This window comes from Aquibium oceanicum, from assembly GCF_001889605.1.
GTDB classification, from domain to species: Bacteria; Pseudomonadota; Alphaproteobacteria; order Rhizobiales; family Rhizobiaceae; genus Aquibium; species Aquibium oceanicum.
Window position 1 is genome coordinate 935,587 of record NZ_CP018171.1, and the last position, 15,039, is coordinate 950,625.

Consider the following 15,039-nt stretch of genomic DNA (forward strand, 5'->3'; position numbering starts at 1 on the left):
GAAGACCCGTGACTAGTCGTTGGCCTTGAGGCCGCGGAGATTGATGGAATCCTCTCCGTAGCGATACCGGACCGTGGTGTTTTCCGCCGTGGCGTTGGTGACCCCGATCAAGATCGGCGCATTGGTGACGAATATCAGGAACGCCTCGTCAGCCAGCTGGGCCGCCATCTTGTGGTAGATCGGTGCCCGCACGTCGGTCTCCACCGAGGTCAATCCCTCCTTGGCCAGCGCCAGCAGCGTATCGCTCGGCTTGACCTTGAAGGGATTGTAGGCCGCATCCTCGTAGATGTAGCGCAGCGCCAGGAATTTCGGATCCGTGACCGTGTTCCAGACGAGGTTGGTGGCTGGGAAATCCGTCGTGCGGCTGCGGCGCGCCAGCGTGCCGGGCTCCACGGGCACGATGTTCATGGTGATGCCGATCTCGTTGAAGAAGCCAGCGAGCGCCTCCAGACGCGGCTGGTAGATCGGGATCGACGGCATGTCGAAGGTGAACCCGTCGGGGAACTTCGACTGCGCCATCAGTTCGCGCGCCTTTTCGACATTGTATTCGTAGACGCCCTCGAGCGACGGATCGTAGGCCCAGTCGCCCTTGCCGTAGGGCTGGAACGACTTCACCGCGAGGCCGAACTGGATCGCCTTGTTGAAGGCTTCCCGATCGATGGCGAGCGCCATGGCCTCCCGCACCAGCGGATCGGCGAAGGCCGGAACGACCGTGCCGTCGCGGTCGGAGATGATGACGTGGTAGTTAAGGCCGCCATTGTTGCGCATCAGTTTCAGGTCGGGCGACTTGTCGATGATCGCCGCCTGAGGGTTGGAGAGCCAGTTGCCGGCGTCGATCTGGCCGGTCTTGAGTGCGTTGAGACGCGCGGTATCGTCGGGAATCTCCCACACCTCGTAGCGCGCGAGGCCGATCATGTCCTTGTCCCAGTAGGTCGGGTTCGGCACGTAGACCTGCACCTCGCCCTCGCGCGACTCGTCCTTGCTGTGGATGTAGGGGCCGGTGCCGACCGGATTGCGGTCGAGCGCGGGATCGTTCATCGCCGACGGCGCGATCATCATGCCGCCGGTGTAGCACAGGGTGGTGATGATCGCGGGGTCGATCTCCTTGAGCCTGATGCCGAGCGTGTATTCGTCGATCGCCTTGGCGCTCTCGACGGTCTTGAGACCTTCTACGATGCCGATCTCGACGCCGCGGTTGATGTTCGCCGCCGCCGCCTCGGCGTTGAAGGCTTCGCCGTTGGAGAAGCTGACGTCTTCGCGCAGCTTGATCGTCACGTCGAGGCCGTCGACCTCGTAGCTGGTGGCCAGCAATGGCACGTTTTCGCCGTTCGGGCCTTTCTCGAACAGCGACTCATAGGCCGGGCGCAGGAAGGGCACGCCGCTTCCGCTCTGCTTCTGCGGGTCCATGGTGATGAGCTTCACCTGTTCCGCGTATTTGAAGGTGCCGCTGCCTTCCGCAGCCGCCGGACTTCCGGCAAGCCCGAATGCGAGCGCGGCAATAACTCCCGATGCTGTGATCCACTTCTTCATCACGGCCCTCCCAGCCTTGAAATCTGCGACGTGATCCGCGGTTTCGCGGGCGCCAGAACCTCCCAATCGAAGCGATCTCGATTGTGATTAAACTATAGTACTTTACCACTATCGTGCTATGGTGCAACCGCTTTCTCGGCACCGGCCGACGGCTCCCCATTGCCTCCGCGGGGAGGTGTGCAATATCGGAAGTCGGGAAGACGCACGAAAGGAACCGCGCCATTGTCGAGCGCTTCTGAGCACAGGCAGACGCTGAGGGAGGACGGGACCCCCTACTACGTGCAGCTCGCCGCAATCATCCGCAGGCAGATCGTGGACGAGACCTGGAACATCGGCGACAGGCTCCCGACGCTGAAGCAGCTCGTCGCCACCTTCGGCGTTTCGCCGATGACGGTACGCCATGCCTTGGCTGGGCTGGAAAACGAGGGGCTGATCAGCGCCGAGCGCGGGCGAGGCACCTTCGTCACCGGCAAGCCGCACACGCCGGAGTCGGTGCCCTACCTGTTGACCGGCTCGCCTGCCTACAGAGGCAAGGAGCTGAGCTTCCGTGTCGTGCCCTCCCGCGAAAGCGAGGTGGAACTGCGCCTCTCGCCAGAGGACGGCAAGCCGCTCGGCGAATATCGGCACATGAAGCGCATCTTCTCGCGCAACGATCACCCCTTTATCGTCGGCCAGTACCTGGTCGCAGACGTGGTCCACCGGATGATCCCCGAAAAGCTCTGGAAGACGGAACTCGTCAGCACGCTTCTCTACGACACGAAGGACGTCGGCCTCAGTCACGTTCGCCAGACCTTCCGCGTGGTCTCCTCGATGCCGGCGGAGGCGGCCGAACTTGACATCCGCGTCCACGACCCGGTGGTGCGGGTGCGCCGCATCTTCCAGAACGCGAAGAAGGAAGTCCTCTGCCTGGCGCAACTCGTCTACCGCACCGACGGCGTGGTCTTCGACATCAACATCGATCTCGACGACCGCAATCGCCTGCTTGAACTGGGCGGCTTTCCGGAATCCTGAGGTTTTGGATACCGACGCACTCTCACTGCTTCGGTTGGAGCGCATCCTGCCCGCCATCTTGGCTCACCGCTTTCCATACGTCGTGCTCGAAGCAGAGCCAGATCGCGGCCCGTGCGGCTTACATCATTAACACACTGGATAGTGAGTATTGACTTCCGGAAACCCGCGGACCATTGATGTTGCTCGTGCCGTGGAGGCGGCGCGTTCAGGGGGGATCAAGGATCATGGCGTGCCCGGCGGACTTGCGCCCTGCTTTTGCGGGAGAGCGGCGCTGAAGCTTCATCGGACGGAACTGGCGACCGAACCGCGCGCGGAGCAGGCTCCCGTCGCGCGTTTTGCGTCCGGCGATGCGCGGGGGGTGCGCAGGGACGGACTTTGCATCTTTCGCGGCATTCCGTACGCCGAGCCGCCTGTCGGGTCGCAGCGGTGGCGGCCACCGATCGCCGCGCGCCGTTGGGAGGGCGTACGCGATGCCTTCGCTCCAGGCCCGACCTGTGTACAGCCGCAGCGCCGTGGCGGCAGCATCTATGCCAGCGAACTGGCCGCGACCTCCGAGGATTGCCTCTATCTCGACATCTGGGCGCCGGAAGACGCGCGTGACCTGCCGGTCGTCGTCTGGATCCACGGCGGCTCGTTCATCTGGGGGGCGGGCAGCGAGACGCTCTACGACGGAGCCGCCCTGGCGCAGCGAGGCGTGGTCGTCGTCGCGGTCAACTACCGTCTGGGCGTCCTCGGCTATCTCGCGCACCCGCAACTGAGTGCGGAATCGCCCGACGGGGTCTCGGGCAACTACGGGCTGCTGGACCAGATCGCGGCGCTTCAATGGGTCCAGCGCAACATCGAGGCCGTCGGCGGCGATCCCGACAACGTGACGATCGCGGGCGAGTCCGCTGGTGCGCTGAGCGTCCTCTACCTGATGGCGTCACCTGCGGCGCGCGGGCTGTTCGCAAAGGCAATCGCGCAGAGCGCCTACATGATCTCGATGCCTGCGCTGAACGAGACTCGGCACGGGCACGAACCCGCGGAGATCGCCGGAGAGCGCCTGTGCGCAAGTCTCGGCGCGGAAGATATCGACGCCCTGCGGGCGATGGACGCGCACGAGCTTTCGAGTGCTGCTTTGCGGGCAGGCTTCGCGCCGCTGGGCACCGTAGACGGTCATGTCCTGCCGGACCAGCTCGTCGATATCTTCGAACGCGGCGACCAGGCGAAGGTGCCGCTGCTCGCCGGCTTCAACAGCGGGGAAATCCGTTCGCTGCCGTTCCTGGTCCCGCCGCTCCCTGAGAGCGCGGCGGCCTACGAGGCCGCGATCAGGAGCCGCTACGGGAGCCTCGCCGAGCCCTTCCTGTCGCTGTATCCGTCCAGAAACATCAGGGAAAGCACGCTCGCCGCTGTCCGCGACGCGCTCTACGGCTGGACCGTCCTGAAGCTCGCCGAGGTGCAGAAGGCGGCCGGCCTTCCCACATTCCTCTACTATTTCGACCACACCTACCCCGCCGCTACCGGAGCAGGGCTCGACGCCTTCCATGCTTGCGAACTGCCCTATCTGTTCGGCACCGCCGACCGGACGCCGCCGCTCTGGCCCGCGATACCGGAAACGGAGTCCGAGGCCAGTCTTTCGCTCGCCATTGGCGACTACTGGGCTTCCTTCGCGCGCAGCGGCTCGCCGCGCGCGCAAGCTGCGCCCGACTGGCCGGATCATGCGGTTGCAGGCGAATTCATCCGCTTCGCCGGGCATCCCCGGCTCGAAACCGCCCTTGCTCCGGGAATGTTCGAACTTCTCGATGAGGTCGTGCGCCAGCGGCGCAGCTCAGGCACGGTTCCCTGGAACTGGAATGTAGGGGTGGCGGCGCCTCTTCCGCCGTCGGGGGCGTAGCGGCGATGAACGACGGAGCGATGCAGCCCTATCCGCTGACGGTCGACAAGTTCCTCGACCACGCCGCCAAATGGCACGCGGATGCGGAGGTCGTCACCGCTCGTGCTGGTGGGGCGAGCACCCGCGTAAGCTATGCCGAACTCAGGGAACGTGCTCTTCGGGTTTCCGGCGTGCTGGCCGGGCTCGGTGTCGCCTTCGGCGATCGCGTCGCGACGCTGGCCTGGAACAGCCAGACGCATCTCGAGACCTGGTACGCCATCATGGGCATGGGTGCGTCATGCCACACGCTCAACCCCCGCCTCACGGCCGACGTGACCGCGTCGATGCTCCAGAAATCCGGGGCAAAAATCCTCATCGTCAGCGCCGATCTCCTGCCGCTGGCGCGCGAGATCGCCGCCAACGCCCCGTTGCGGACGATCCTGACGATCGACGAGGACGCAGAGCCCGGGATCGAGCTGGCCGGAGCGCAGCCTCTCGAGTCTCTTCTTGCTGCAGGCAGGACGGATATCGCCTGGGGCGGGTTCGACGAAAACACCGAATGCGGCCTCTGCTTCACCTCGGGCACCACGGGCCAGCCGAAGGGCGTCGCCTATTCCCATCGATCCACCTATCTCCATACGTTGCGGCTGTTGCAGGCCGACGTGATGGCGATGACGGCTGAGGACACCGCGCTTCCGGTGGTGCCGATGTTTCACGCGAGCGCCTGGGGCATGCCCTTCGCGGCCCCTGCCGTCGGCGCTCGCCTTGTGCTGCCGGGCCGTCATCTCGACGGTGCGAGCCTGGCGCGGCTGATCGTGTCGGAGGGTGTCACGGTCGCTTCGGCAGTCCCGACCGTCTGGCTCGGTCTCGTCGAACACCTCGAAGCCGAAGGCGGCGACGTTCCGTCGCTCAAGCGGATCGTCGTCGGCGGATCGCCGATGCCGCCCGCCCTGATGGCGCGGATCGAGCGGCGCCTCGGCGTCACGGTCCAGACGAGCTGGGGCATGACGGAACTTTCGCCGCTGGGCACCATCGCGCCGCTCGGTCTCGCCGATCGCGATGCGGGCATCTCGGGGCGGCCAGCACTCGGCATCGACCTGCTGCTCACCGACGCCGAAGGCCGTCCCCACGAACAGCAGCGCGGCGTCGAAGGCCATCTGCGCGTGCGTGGCGCATCGGTGGTCGAGCGCTATCTGGGGCAGGCCGAAAAGGCGACGGATGCCGAGGGATGGTTCGACACGGGCGATCTCGCCCGCATCGACGCCAGGGGAAATCTCGTCATCACCGGGCGGTCCAAGGATCTTATCAAGTCGGGCGGCGAATGGATCAATCCCGCCGAGATCGAGGCGATCGTCGCGGCGCTGCCGCAAGTCTCGCTGGCAGCGGTGATCGGACGCGCCGATTCCAGGTGGGGCGAGCGGCCCATCCTTCTGGTCGAGCTGCGCCAGGGCGAGGACATAACCGACCAACAACTGCTGGAGCCGTTGCGCGACCGCGTCGCCTCGTGGTGGATCCCGGAAGAGGTCGTGCGGCTACCTAAAATGCCGCTCGCGGCGACCGGCAAGGTGGACAAACTGCATCTGCGCTCGCAATACGGACAGGCGTGACTCAGGCAGCACCACCGCGCGGGGCAAAGGCGGTGGAATTCGGAAGGGCCCAGAATTGACCGTACTCAAGGCATCCCGCCGCAAGGCTTCCACAAAGGCCGAACAGCGCGCGGAAATGATCGAGCAGATTCTCGACGCCGCCGAACTGCTTTTTTCCCGGCACGGGCTCTATGGCGTGACCCTGAAGGACGTCGCCAAGCAGGTCGGCGTTCATCACACGCTGATCAACTACTACTTCGACGACAAGAAGGCCCTGTTCAACGAGGTGTTCGCCCGCCGCGCGGTGGTCACCAGCGAGCGCCGAATGCGCATGCTGGAAGAGTACGAGCAGGCGTCGGCCGGCCAGCCCACGGTCGAGGGCGCCTTGCGGGCCTTCCTCGACACCGATCTCGACCTCTACATCGAAGGCGGCGAGAGCTGGAAGAACTACGGCGCGCTCGCCTCTCAGGTGGCCAACACGCCCGAATGGGGCGCCGCCATGATGGACGAGCATTTCGATCCGGTCGTGCTGCGGCTGATCGGCCTCCTGAAGCAGGCGCTGCCCGGCTGCGCCGAGGAGAATATCTTCTGGGGCTATCATTTTGTCTCCGGCGCGCTGATGCTGACCCTTGCGCGCACGGGCCGCGTCGACAAGCTCTCCGGCGGCTTGTGCCGTTCCGAGGACTTCGCGGCGGTCAAGCAGCGCATGTCGACCTTCATGGCAGCTGGGTTCCTCGCCATCTGCCGGAAGGAAGAGCCGGAATAGGGGGCTTTCGGCGCGGGGGAAGCCCGCGCGCCGAAGCCCGCAGGACACCGCACAGGTTGAAGAATCGCTTGCGCGAAACAGATTAATTATCTAGTGAGTGAATAGCATGGAAAACGAAGTCGAACACATCGGCGGGACGCTGCGGGGCCGGGTTGCCATCGTCACCGGGGCCGGCGGCGGGCTGGGGCGTTCCCACGCTCTCATGCTGGCCGGGCTCGGCGCCAGGGTTGTCGTCAACGACATGAATGCCGCCGCGGCGGATCAGGTCGCGGCGGAGATCGGCGCGACTGGTGGCGAGGCGATCGGCTTTGCCGCGTCGGTGACGGACGAGCCGCGCATCGGCGAAATGGCCGCGCGCGCGATGGAGACCTGGGGCCGCATCGACATCCTCGTCAACAATGCCGGCATCCTGCGCGACCGCAGCTTCGCGAAGATGACGGTCGCCGAGTTCCGCGACGTCGTCGACGTCCATCTGATGGGTTCCGTCATCTGCACGAAGTCTGTGTGGGAGATCATGCGCGAGCAACGCCACGGGCGTATCGTAATGACCACCTCGTCCTCTGGCCTTTTCGGGAACTTTGGTCAGTCCAACTACGCGGCCGCCAAGATGGCGCTGGTCGGCCTGATGCAGACGCTGGCGCTCGAAGGCGAGAAGTACGGCATCAGGGTCAACTGCCTTGCCCCGACGGCGGCGACGGCGATGACCCATGGCCTGCTCACGCCGGAAGCTCTCGATCGGCTCTCGCCGGAATTCGTGAGCCCCGGGCTTCTCGCGCTCGTCGGCGACGATGCCCCGACGCGGGCAATCCTCTGCGCGGGCGCGGGTCACTTCGCCCGGTCCAACGTGACGCTGACGCAGGGCGTACATGTCGGCACCGGGAAGGGCACGGCCGAACGGGTCGTCGCCGACTGGGGTCGCATCGGCGACCGGACGGGCGAGATCGTGCCGGACTACGGCTTTGCCCAGATGGAGCGCGAACTGGCCAGCGGGCCGGCCGCGCCGAGAGTCAAGGCCGTCGGCGGATAGGCAGGGGGAAGGAGGCCCGGCGGATTCGGAGGAAACCGCCGGTCTTGAGGAACAGGTAAGCCGGCCCCAGGGGTCGGTAAAGGAGGAGGCGGCACGAACCGCGGAAATGCGGTCGGGTCGCAGTCGAGGAACCGGATGTCCCGGTTCTGTTGCAACGGAGGAGACATCATGAGGAAATTCGTGGGATCGGGCGCGCTCGCGCTCGTCGTCCTGGCGTCCACCGCCCTGTCGGCGATGGCTCAGGATACGCTCAAGATCGGCTACGTCGATCCGCTGTCTGGCGGTGGCGCGGCCGCAGGCCAGATCGGCATGAACCAGCTCAACTACATCGCCGAGGCTGTGAACGCCAAGGGTGGTGTGCTGGGCAAGCAGGTCGAGATCATCCCCTACGACAACAAGCTCGATCCGCAGGTCAGCCTGGTGCAGATCCAGAAGGCGGTCGACCAGGGTGTGCGCATCGTCATTCAGGGCAACGGCTCGTCCGTCGCCGCCGCGGTGTCGGATTTCGTGACCAAGTTCAATTCGCGCAATCCCGGCAAGGAAGTGGTCCACATCAACCACGCCGCCATCGACCCGTCGCTGACCAACGACAAGTGCAGCTACTGGCACTTCGCCTTCGATGCGAACGTGAACATCAAGGTCGAGGCCATGACCAACTTCATGAAGGCCAACGAGGCCATCAAGAAGGTCTACCTGATCAACCAGGACTACTCGTTCGGCCATTCCGTGGCCGAGGCAGCCGCCGCCAAGCTCTCCGGCGAAGGGTCGAGCATCGAAGTCGTGGGCAAGGAATTCGTGCCGCTGCAGAAGGTGACCGACTTCTCGCCCTACATCGCCAAGATCAGGGCGTCGGGTGCGGATTCCGTGTTCACGGCCAACTGGGGCAACGACTTGCAGCTGCTCATCAAGGCCGCGGGTGACGCCGGTCTCGACATCAACTGGTACACCTTCTACGCCGGCCTCGCGGGAACGCCGACCGCCATCAAGCAGGCAGGTCTCGAGGACAAGGTCTTCCAGATCACCGAAGGCGTGAACAACCTCGACTACATGCCCATGCAGGAAGAGGTGAAGGCCTACATGGCGAAGTATCCCGACGCGCCGATCTACTACCCGCGCCTGTTCAACGCCATGGGCATGGTGTTCGACGCCATCGAGGAAGCCGGTTCCGACGATCCGGTGAAATTCGTGCCGAAGCTCGAGGGCATGAAGTACATGAACTTCATCGACGGCAAGGAAGGCTTCATGCGCGCCGATGACCACCAGTACTTCCAGACGATGTACATCTCCGGTCTCGGTGCTCTGGGTCCGAACCAGCCGTTCGAGGAAGAGAACACGGGCTGGGGCTGGAAAGTGGCGGCGACGATCCCGGTGGACGACACCATCGTTTCCACCACCTGCGAGATGGAACGCCCGTAACCGGAAGACGGCCAGGTGACGCCGGGGGCGACCCTGGCGTCACATGAGTTCCGCCGTTCGGCCCGTCCGGGACGAACGGCGCCGGCTTGGGGGGAGGCTTCATGCTCGAGATCGTCTTCATTTCGACGTTGAACGGCGTTCTGTACGGAATGCTGCTGTTCCTCATGGCCAGCGGCCTGACCGTCATTTTCTCGATGATGGGCGTGCTCAATTTCGCTCATGCCAGCTTCTACATGCTCGGCGCGTTCTTCGGCTTCGAGATCAGCCGCCACGTCGGCTTCTGGCCCGGTCTCGTCATCGCGCCCGTCCTGGTCGGCCTCATAGGCATGGCGGTGGAACGCTACGGGCTGCGGCAGGTGCACCGGCACGGCCATGTGGCCGAGCTTCTGTTCACCTTCGGTCTGACCTTCATCATCCAGGAGGTGGTGCAGATGGTGTGGGGCAAACTCGCCGTCGATTACAAGGTGCCGCCGGCCCTCGATTTCCCGGCCTTCACCCTGTTCGCCACGGAGTATCCCGCCTTCAAGATCTTCATGCTGGCGATCTCGATCGCGATCTTCGCGGTACTGCTGTTGATCGTGAAGCGAACCCGCGTCGGCCTCGTCGTGCAGGCGGCTCTGAGCCATCCCGACATGGTCGGAATGCTCGGGCACAATGTCGGACGCGTCTTCATGCTGGTCTTCGGCGTGGGCGCGGGGTTGGCCGCGGTCGCCGGCGTCATCGCGGGTCCCGCGCTGGTGACGCAGGCCAACATGGCCGCTGCTCTGGGCCCGATCCTCTTCGTCATCGTCGTCGTGGGCGGGCTCGGCTCGCTGTCGGGCGCCTTCGTCGCCTCCCTCCTGATCGGGCTGATCCAGACCTTCGCGGTCGCCGTCAACGTGTCGCTCGCCGACATCCTCGGTGACACGCAGATGGCCGAGACACTGTCTGTCTGGTTCAGCGACATCTGGTCGGTCACCGTGGCGCAGATCGCGCCCATCCTGCCTTACCTGCTACTGGTCCTGATCCTGATCTTCAGGCCGCGCGGACTGATGGGGAACCGCGAATCGTGAGTGCCTCCGACACAACGAGAGAGTTGCCGCATACCCGTCGCCGGAGCCTGCTGGCGACCTACGGCATATGGGTCGCGCTCGCCGTCGTTCTGGTCGCGCTGCCATATGTCCTGAACTCGGGGCTTGCCATCAGCACCATGTGCTTGATGGGCATCATGATCATCTTCTCCCTGTCCTACAACATGCTGCTCGGCCAGACGGGACTGCTCTCCTTCGGCCACGCCGTCTTCTTCGGTCTCGGCGGCTTCCTGACCGCGCATGCCATGAACATGGTGCGCGCCACCGGCGCGCCGCTTCCGCTCGAGGTCTTCCCGATCGTCGGCGGACTGACGGGCCTCGTCTTCGGCGTCATCTTCGGCGCCGTGGCGACGCGCCGGGCGGGCACCGCTTTCGCCATGATCACGCTGGGCATCGGCGAACTGGTGGCGTCGAGTTCGCTCATCCTGCGCTCCGCCTTCGGCGGCGAGGAGGGCATCTCCGTCGATCGCACGCGGGTCCTGCAACTGTTCGGCATATCCTTCGGTCCGCAGGTCCAGGTCTACTTCCTGATCGCCGCATGGGTCTTCGTTTCGATGGCGGCGATGTACGCGCTGACCCGCACGCCCTTTGGGCGCATCTGCAACGCCGTGCGCGACAATCCGGTCCGCGCCGCCTTCATCGGCTATAACACCACCACCGTGCGCTTCCTGTCGTTCTCGATGGCAGGCTTGTTCGCCGGCGTCGCCGGCGGGCTCGCGGCCCTGAACTTCGAGATCGTGACCTCTTCGGCGATGGGCGCCGCCCAGTCCGGCACCGTGGTGCTCATGGCCTATATCGGCGGCGTCGGAAACTTCGCCGGCCCGATCATCGGTGCCATCCTGGTCACCTATCTGCAGGTGATGCTGAGCGACGTGACCGGCGCCTGGCAGCTCTATTTCGGCCTCCTGTTCATCGGCATCGTCATGTTCGTGCCCGACGGCATCGCGGGCCTCGTGGCCAGGCAGCAGCCCGTGCTCGTGTCGGGCAGGCTCCACGAGGTATTGCCCCGCTACCTGATGGCGCTGCTGCCGGGCCTGCTCGCCCTGGCGGGCCTGTCGATGCTGATCGAGATGACCTACCAGCTTACCGTCAACGCGCCGGAAGGGCCGGCAATGAGCTTCCTCTATGTTCCTTTCGATGCCAGTTCGCCCTTGCCATGGCTGATCGCCGCGGCGATGCTCGCCGTCGGGCTCTGGCTGTTCCTCAAGGCGGGCCGGCTGGCCTTGGAAGCCTATGGCGACGCGGTCGAAGCTGCGCGGGGGAACGCCCGATGACCATCCCCGCGCTCGAACTTTCCGGCCTGCGCAAGAGCTTCGGCTCGATCGAGATCATCCGAGGCGTCGACCTCGCGGTACCGGCCGGCGAACGCCACGCCATCATCGGACCGAACGGCGCGGGCAAGTCGACTCTGTTCCATCTCGTCAGCGGGCACTATCATCCGAGCGAGGGCAGCATCCGGCTGCGCGGCGAGGAGATCGGCGGCCAGCCGCCGCACCTGATCAACCGCCGAGGCCTGTCGCGCAGCTTTCAGGTCACCAACGTTTTCCCGCAGCTCAGCGTGTGGGAAAACGTACGCTGCGCCACCCTGTGGGCGATGGGCTACAAGTACTGCTTCTGGCGCAACGTCGAGACTCTCGATGACGCCTCGCGGCGAACCGAGGAGATCCTGACGGAGATCAACCTCATGGACCGCTGGAACATGCCGGCGGGCGTGCTGACCTATGCCGAACAGCGGGCGCTGGAGATCGGTCTCACCATCGCCGGCGACGCTGACATCCTGCTGCTCGACGAACCGACGGCGGGCATGAGTCACGTCGAGACCGAACGCGTCGTCTCGCTGATCCGCAAGGTGAGCGAAAACCGCACGCTCGTCATGATCGAGCACGACATGAGCGTCGTCTTCGATCTCGCCGACCGCATCTCCGTGCTGGTCTACGGCGAGGTCATCGCCTCCGACACGCCGGAGCGGATCAAGGCCAACAAGGCCGTGCAGCAGGCCTATCTCGGCACGGAGGTGGCGTGATGCTCGAAGTCCGCGACCTCCACGCCTACTACGGCAAGAGCCATATCCTGCAGGGCGTCGACATCAATGTCGGCGAGAACGAGATCGTCTCGATCCTCGGGCGCAACGGCGTTGGCCGGTCGACGACGCTCAAGGCCATCATGGGCAATCCTGAGCCGCATGGCGAGATCGTCTTCAGAGGCAAGGACGTCGCCGGCCGCAAGCCGCACGAGATCGCGCATCTCGGCATCGGTTTCGTGCCCGAAGAGCGCGCCATCTTCCCGGCCCTCACGGTCGAGCAGAACCTGCTTCTCGGCATCAAGAGCGGTCGCAGTGGCGGGCGCTGGAGCATCGACGAGACCTGGCGTCTGTTTCCCCAGTTGAAGGAGCGCGCCAACGCACCGGGCGGAGCGCTCTCGGGCGGGGAGCAGCAGATGCTCACCATCTGCCGTACGCTCATGGGCGATCCCGACCTGATCATGGTCGACGAACCAACCGAAGGCCTGGCGCCGCAGATGGTCGAGCGCGTCGGCGAACTCCTTCAGGAGATCGCCCGGCGCGGCATCTCCATCCTGCTGGTCGAGCAGCGTCTGGTGATCGCCATGCGCATTTCGCACCGGGTCTATGTCATGGGCCACGGGCGCATCGTTTTCGAGGGCACGCCGGCCGATCTGATGGCGGCGGGCGACGTCCGCCGCGAGTGGCTCGAAGTATGAAGGCCGCGGCGATCGACAGGGTGGGAAATGCCATGCCGAAGCTCGGTAAGGGCTCTGGCAGGAAGAACATGCTCGAACGCGTCGTTGCCGTCGCGACGCTCGTTCTCGCCATCGTCTTCGCGCTCACCATCGACGGGTTCGCCACCTTCGGGAACTTCCGCGTCATCCTGTCAAATTCCGCATCCCTGGCGGTGCTCAGCTGCGGAATGGCGGTGGTCATCATCTCGCGCGGCCTCGACCTGTCGCTGATCGCCCAGATGATCGCCGGTGCGACCATCTTCGGCGTCCTGATCACCAACGGCGTGCCGGCGCCCGCCGCACTCTTCGTCGCCATCGTCGCCATGATCGTCATCGGCATCCTCAATGCCTGGCTGATCGCCTATGTCGAGATACCGGCCATGCTGGCGACATTGGCATCCGCAATGGTGATGGTCGGCCTGCTACGGTTCGCCATCCTGCGCGGCGAGTTCCTTCTGCTTCTGCCCAAATCGGATCCGACGGTGGCGTTCCTTGCCGGAGACATCCTGCCCGGCCTGTCCGTGCCCGTCGTTCTGATGGTCGCCACCCTCGCAGCGAGCTGGTTCCTGCTCGCCCGCTCCACGTCGGGCAAGATCATCTACGCGATGGGTGACAATTTCCAGGCCGCGCGCCTGGCGGGCCTTCCGGTGCGCACGACCCTCATCGTCGTCTACGTCTTCGCCGGTCTGACCGCGCTCGTCGCCGGTCTCATCATGGCGGCGGCCAGCGGTGCCGTCGATTTCCGCACCGTCACCAACGGAACGCTGCTCTTCGACGTCATCCTCGTGGTGGTCCTCGGCGGCATTCCGCTCCGCGGCGGGCGCGGCAGCGTGCGCAACATTCTCGTCGGCGTCGCGCTGATCGCCATCATGCGCAACGGCATGACGCTGATGAACGTCACGACGCAGACGCAGGACATGCTCAAGGGGCTGGTCCTGCTGACCGCGATCGTCACCGACAATTACCTGAATCCCAGAGATGCCGAGACCGACACGGTGGGCGATCTCTGACGATGCCATGCAACCAGGGAGGAAAGCATGTTTGACAGCCTGACAAGAATGTTTCGCACAGCCGTTGCCGGAGCGCTCATGGGCTCCTGCGCACTCGTCGCCTCGAATTCGGCGATGGCCGCCGAGATCGATATGGCCGGCAAGAAGGTGATCTTCGTACCGATCGCCATGGGCATTTCCCTGACCGAAGGCTGGGCCCGCCGTATGCGCGAGCACGCCGACATCCACGGCTACACGATCGACGTGAGGGATGCCGCCTTCAACACCGGCGTCATGGCGGAACTCGTCGCCAAGGCCATCAGCGACAAGCCCGACGTGCTGGTGGTTCACAACCCCACGGTCCAGTTGCTGGCGCGCCAGATCAAGCAGGCCGAGGCGGAAGGCATCAAGGTCTTGCAGATCAATCTTCAGTCCAACCAGCCGTCCACCGCCTTCGTCGGCGCGAACTGGGAGCGGATCGGCCGCGGGATCGCCGAGGACATCGTCAAGGAATGCGGCGAGGGCTCCGGCAAGTCCGGCAAGGTCGCCATCATCCCGGGCCAGCTCACCGCGGCCGACAGCGTCATCATGAACGAGGCCGCCTTCAAGGTGTTCGAAGAGCACAAGGAGATCCAGGTCGTCTCGAACCAGGCCTCCGACTGGGAGCCCGAGAAGGCGCGCCAGATCACCGCGACCGTCCTGCAGCAGCATCCCGACCTCTGCGCCATCTTCGGCCACTGGGACGTCCACACCATGGGCGCCGGCAACGCGGTCAAGGATGCCGGCAAGGCCGACGACGTTCTGGTCTATTCCACCGGCGGCGGCGACGACGTGGCCTGCAAGGCCATCGAGGACGGCGTCCAGGATCGCATCTGGAGCTACGACGCGGACGGCCAGGGCCGCGATGCGGGCACCATGATCGACCTCCTGCTCCAGGGCGCCGCCGCTGCGGACGGGTCGATGCTGATCGCGGAATCGCCGCTGAAGATCATCAAGGCCGGCGAGGAGTACGATTCGTCGCTCTGCTGGAAGATGTGACGATCGGAATCCACCCGC

Annotated in this window: 13 protein-coding genes; 12 read left to right on the forward strand and 1 reads right to left on the reverse strand. The window is 65.0% G+C overall.

The features are described 5' to 3' along the window. Window positions 1–12 precede the first annotated feature (12 nt). Complete coding sequence (locus BSQ44_RS04700; RefSeq protein WP_072602168.1) at window positions 13–1,530, reverse strand: ABC transporter substrate-binding protein; 1,518 nt, start codon at window positions 1,528–1,530, stop codon at window positions 13–15. 222 nt (window positions 1,531–1,752) lie between these two features. On the opposite strand from BSQ44_RS04700, the gene BSQ44_RS04705 reads away from it, so the two are divergent. The 12 genes from BSQ44_RS04705 to BSQ44_RS04760 all read left to right on the forward strand — a co-directional run bounded on the left by BSQ44_RS04705 (window position 1,753) and on the right by BSQ44_RS04760 (window position 15,021). Next, a complete protein-coding gene (locus tag BSQ44_RS04705; RefSeq protein WP_072602169.1) occupies window positions 1,753–2,541 on the forward strand; it encodes a GntR family transcriptional regulator in 789 nt (262 codons plus the stop codon). A gap of 229 nt (window positions 2,542–2,770) precedes the next feature. Beyond that, a complete protein-coding gene (locus BSQ44_RS04710; protein WP_072607862.1) occupies window positions 2,771–4,414 on the forward strand; it encodes a carboxylesterase/lipase family protein in 1,644 nt (547 codons plus the stop codon). Window positions 4,415–4,419: 5 nt separating this feature from the next. Beyond that, window positions 4,420–6,000: an AMP-binding protein gene (locus BSQ44_RS04715; protein ID WP_072602170.1), complete on the forward strand. Its 1,581-nt coding sequence runs from the start codon at window positions 4,420–4,422 to the stop codon at window positions 5,998–6,000. Window positions 6,001–6,055: 55 nt separating this feature from the next. Then, window positions 6,056–6,745: a TetR/AcrR family transcriptional regulator gene (locus BSQ44_RS04720; protein ID WP_072602171.1), complete on the forward strand. Its 690-nt coding sequence runs from the start codon at window positions 6,056–6,058 to the stop codon at window positions 6,743–6,745. A gap of 106 nt (window positions 6,746–6,851) precedes the next feature. Continuing rightward, on the forward strand, window positions 6,852–7,772 hold the full coding sequence (locus BSQ44_RS04725; protein ID WP_072602172.1) for an SDR family NAD(P)-dependent oxidoreductase: 921 nt from the start codon (window positions 6,852–6,854) through the stop codon (window positions 7,770–7,772). A 168-nt stretch (window positions 7,773–7,940) separates the two neighbouring features. Further along, the gene (locus tag BSQ44_RS04730) at window positions 7,941–9,188 is read left to right on the forward strand and encodes a branched-chain amino acid ABC transporter substrate-binding protein (RefSeq protein WP_072602173.1); all 1,248 of its coding nucleotides are present in this window, start codon (window positions 7,941–7,943) and stop codon (window positions 9,186–9,188) included. 101 nt (window positions 9,189–9,289) lie between these two features. Continuing rightward, window positions 9,290–10,240, forward strand: coding sequence for a branched-chain amino acid ABC transporter permease (locus tag BSQ44_RS04735; protein ID WP_072602174.1), 951 nt, complete (start codon window positions 9,290–9,292; stop codon window positions 10,238–10,240). 23 nt (window positions 10,241–10,263) lie between these two features. Further along, window positions 10,264–11,532, forward strand: coding sequence for a branched-chain amino acid ABC transporter permease (locus tag BSQ44_RS04740; RefSeq protein ID WP_072602175.1), 1,269 nt, complete (start codon window positions 10,264–10,266; stop codon window positions 11,530–11,532). Further along, window positions 11,529–12,281, forward strand: coding sequence for an ABC transporter ATP-binding protein (locus BSQ44_RS04745; protein WP_072602176.1), 753 nt, complete (start codon window positions 11,529–11,531; stop codon window positions 12,279–12,281). The genes BSQ44_RS04740 and BSQ44_RS04745 overlap by 4 nt, the downstream gene beginning before the upstream one ends. After that, entirely contained in the window at window positions 12,281–12,976 is a 696-nt protein-coding gene (locus tag BSQ44_RS04750) for an ABC transporter ATP-binding protein (RefSeq protein ID WP_072602177.1), read from the forward strand. The genes BSQ44_RS04745 and BSQ44_RS04750 overlap by 1 nt, the downstream gene beginning before the upstream one ends. 32 nt (window positions 12,977–13,008) lie before the next feature. Beyond that, window positions 13,009–14,004, forward strand: a complete 996-nt coding sequence (locus BSQ44_RS04755; RefSeq protein WP_072607863.1) for an ABC transporter permease — start codon at window positions 13,009–13,011, stop codon at window positions 14,002–14,004. A gap of 27 nt (window positions 14,005–14,031) precedes the next feature. Further along, a complete protein-coding gene (locus tag BSQ44_RS04760) occupies window positions 14,032–15,021 on the forward strand; it encodes a sugar ABC transporter substrate-binding protein (protein WP_083534480.1) in 990 nt (329 codons plus the stop codon). The last annotated feature ends 18 nt before the right edge of the window (window positions 15,022–15,039 follow it).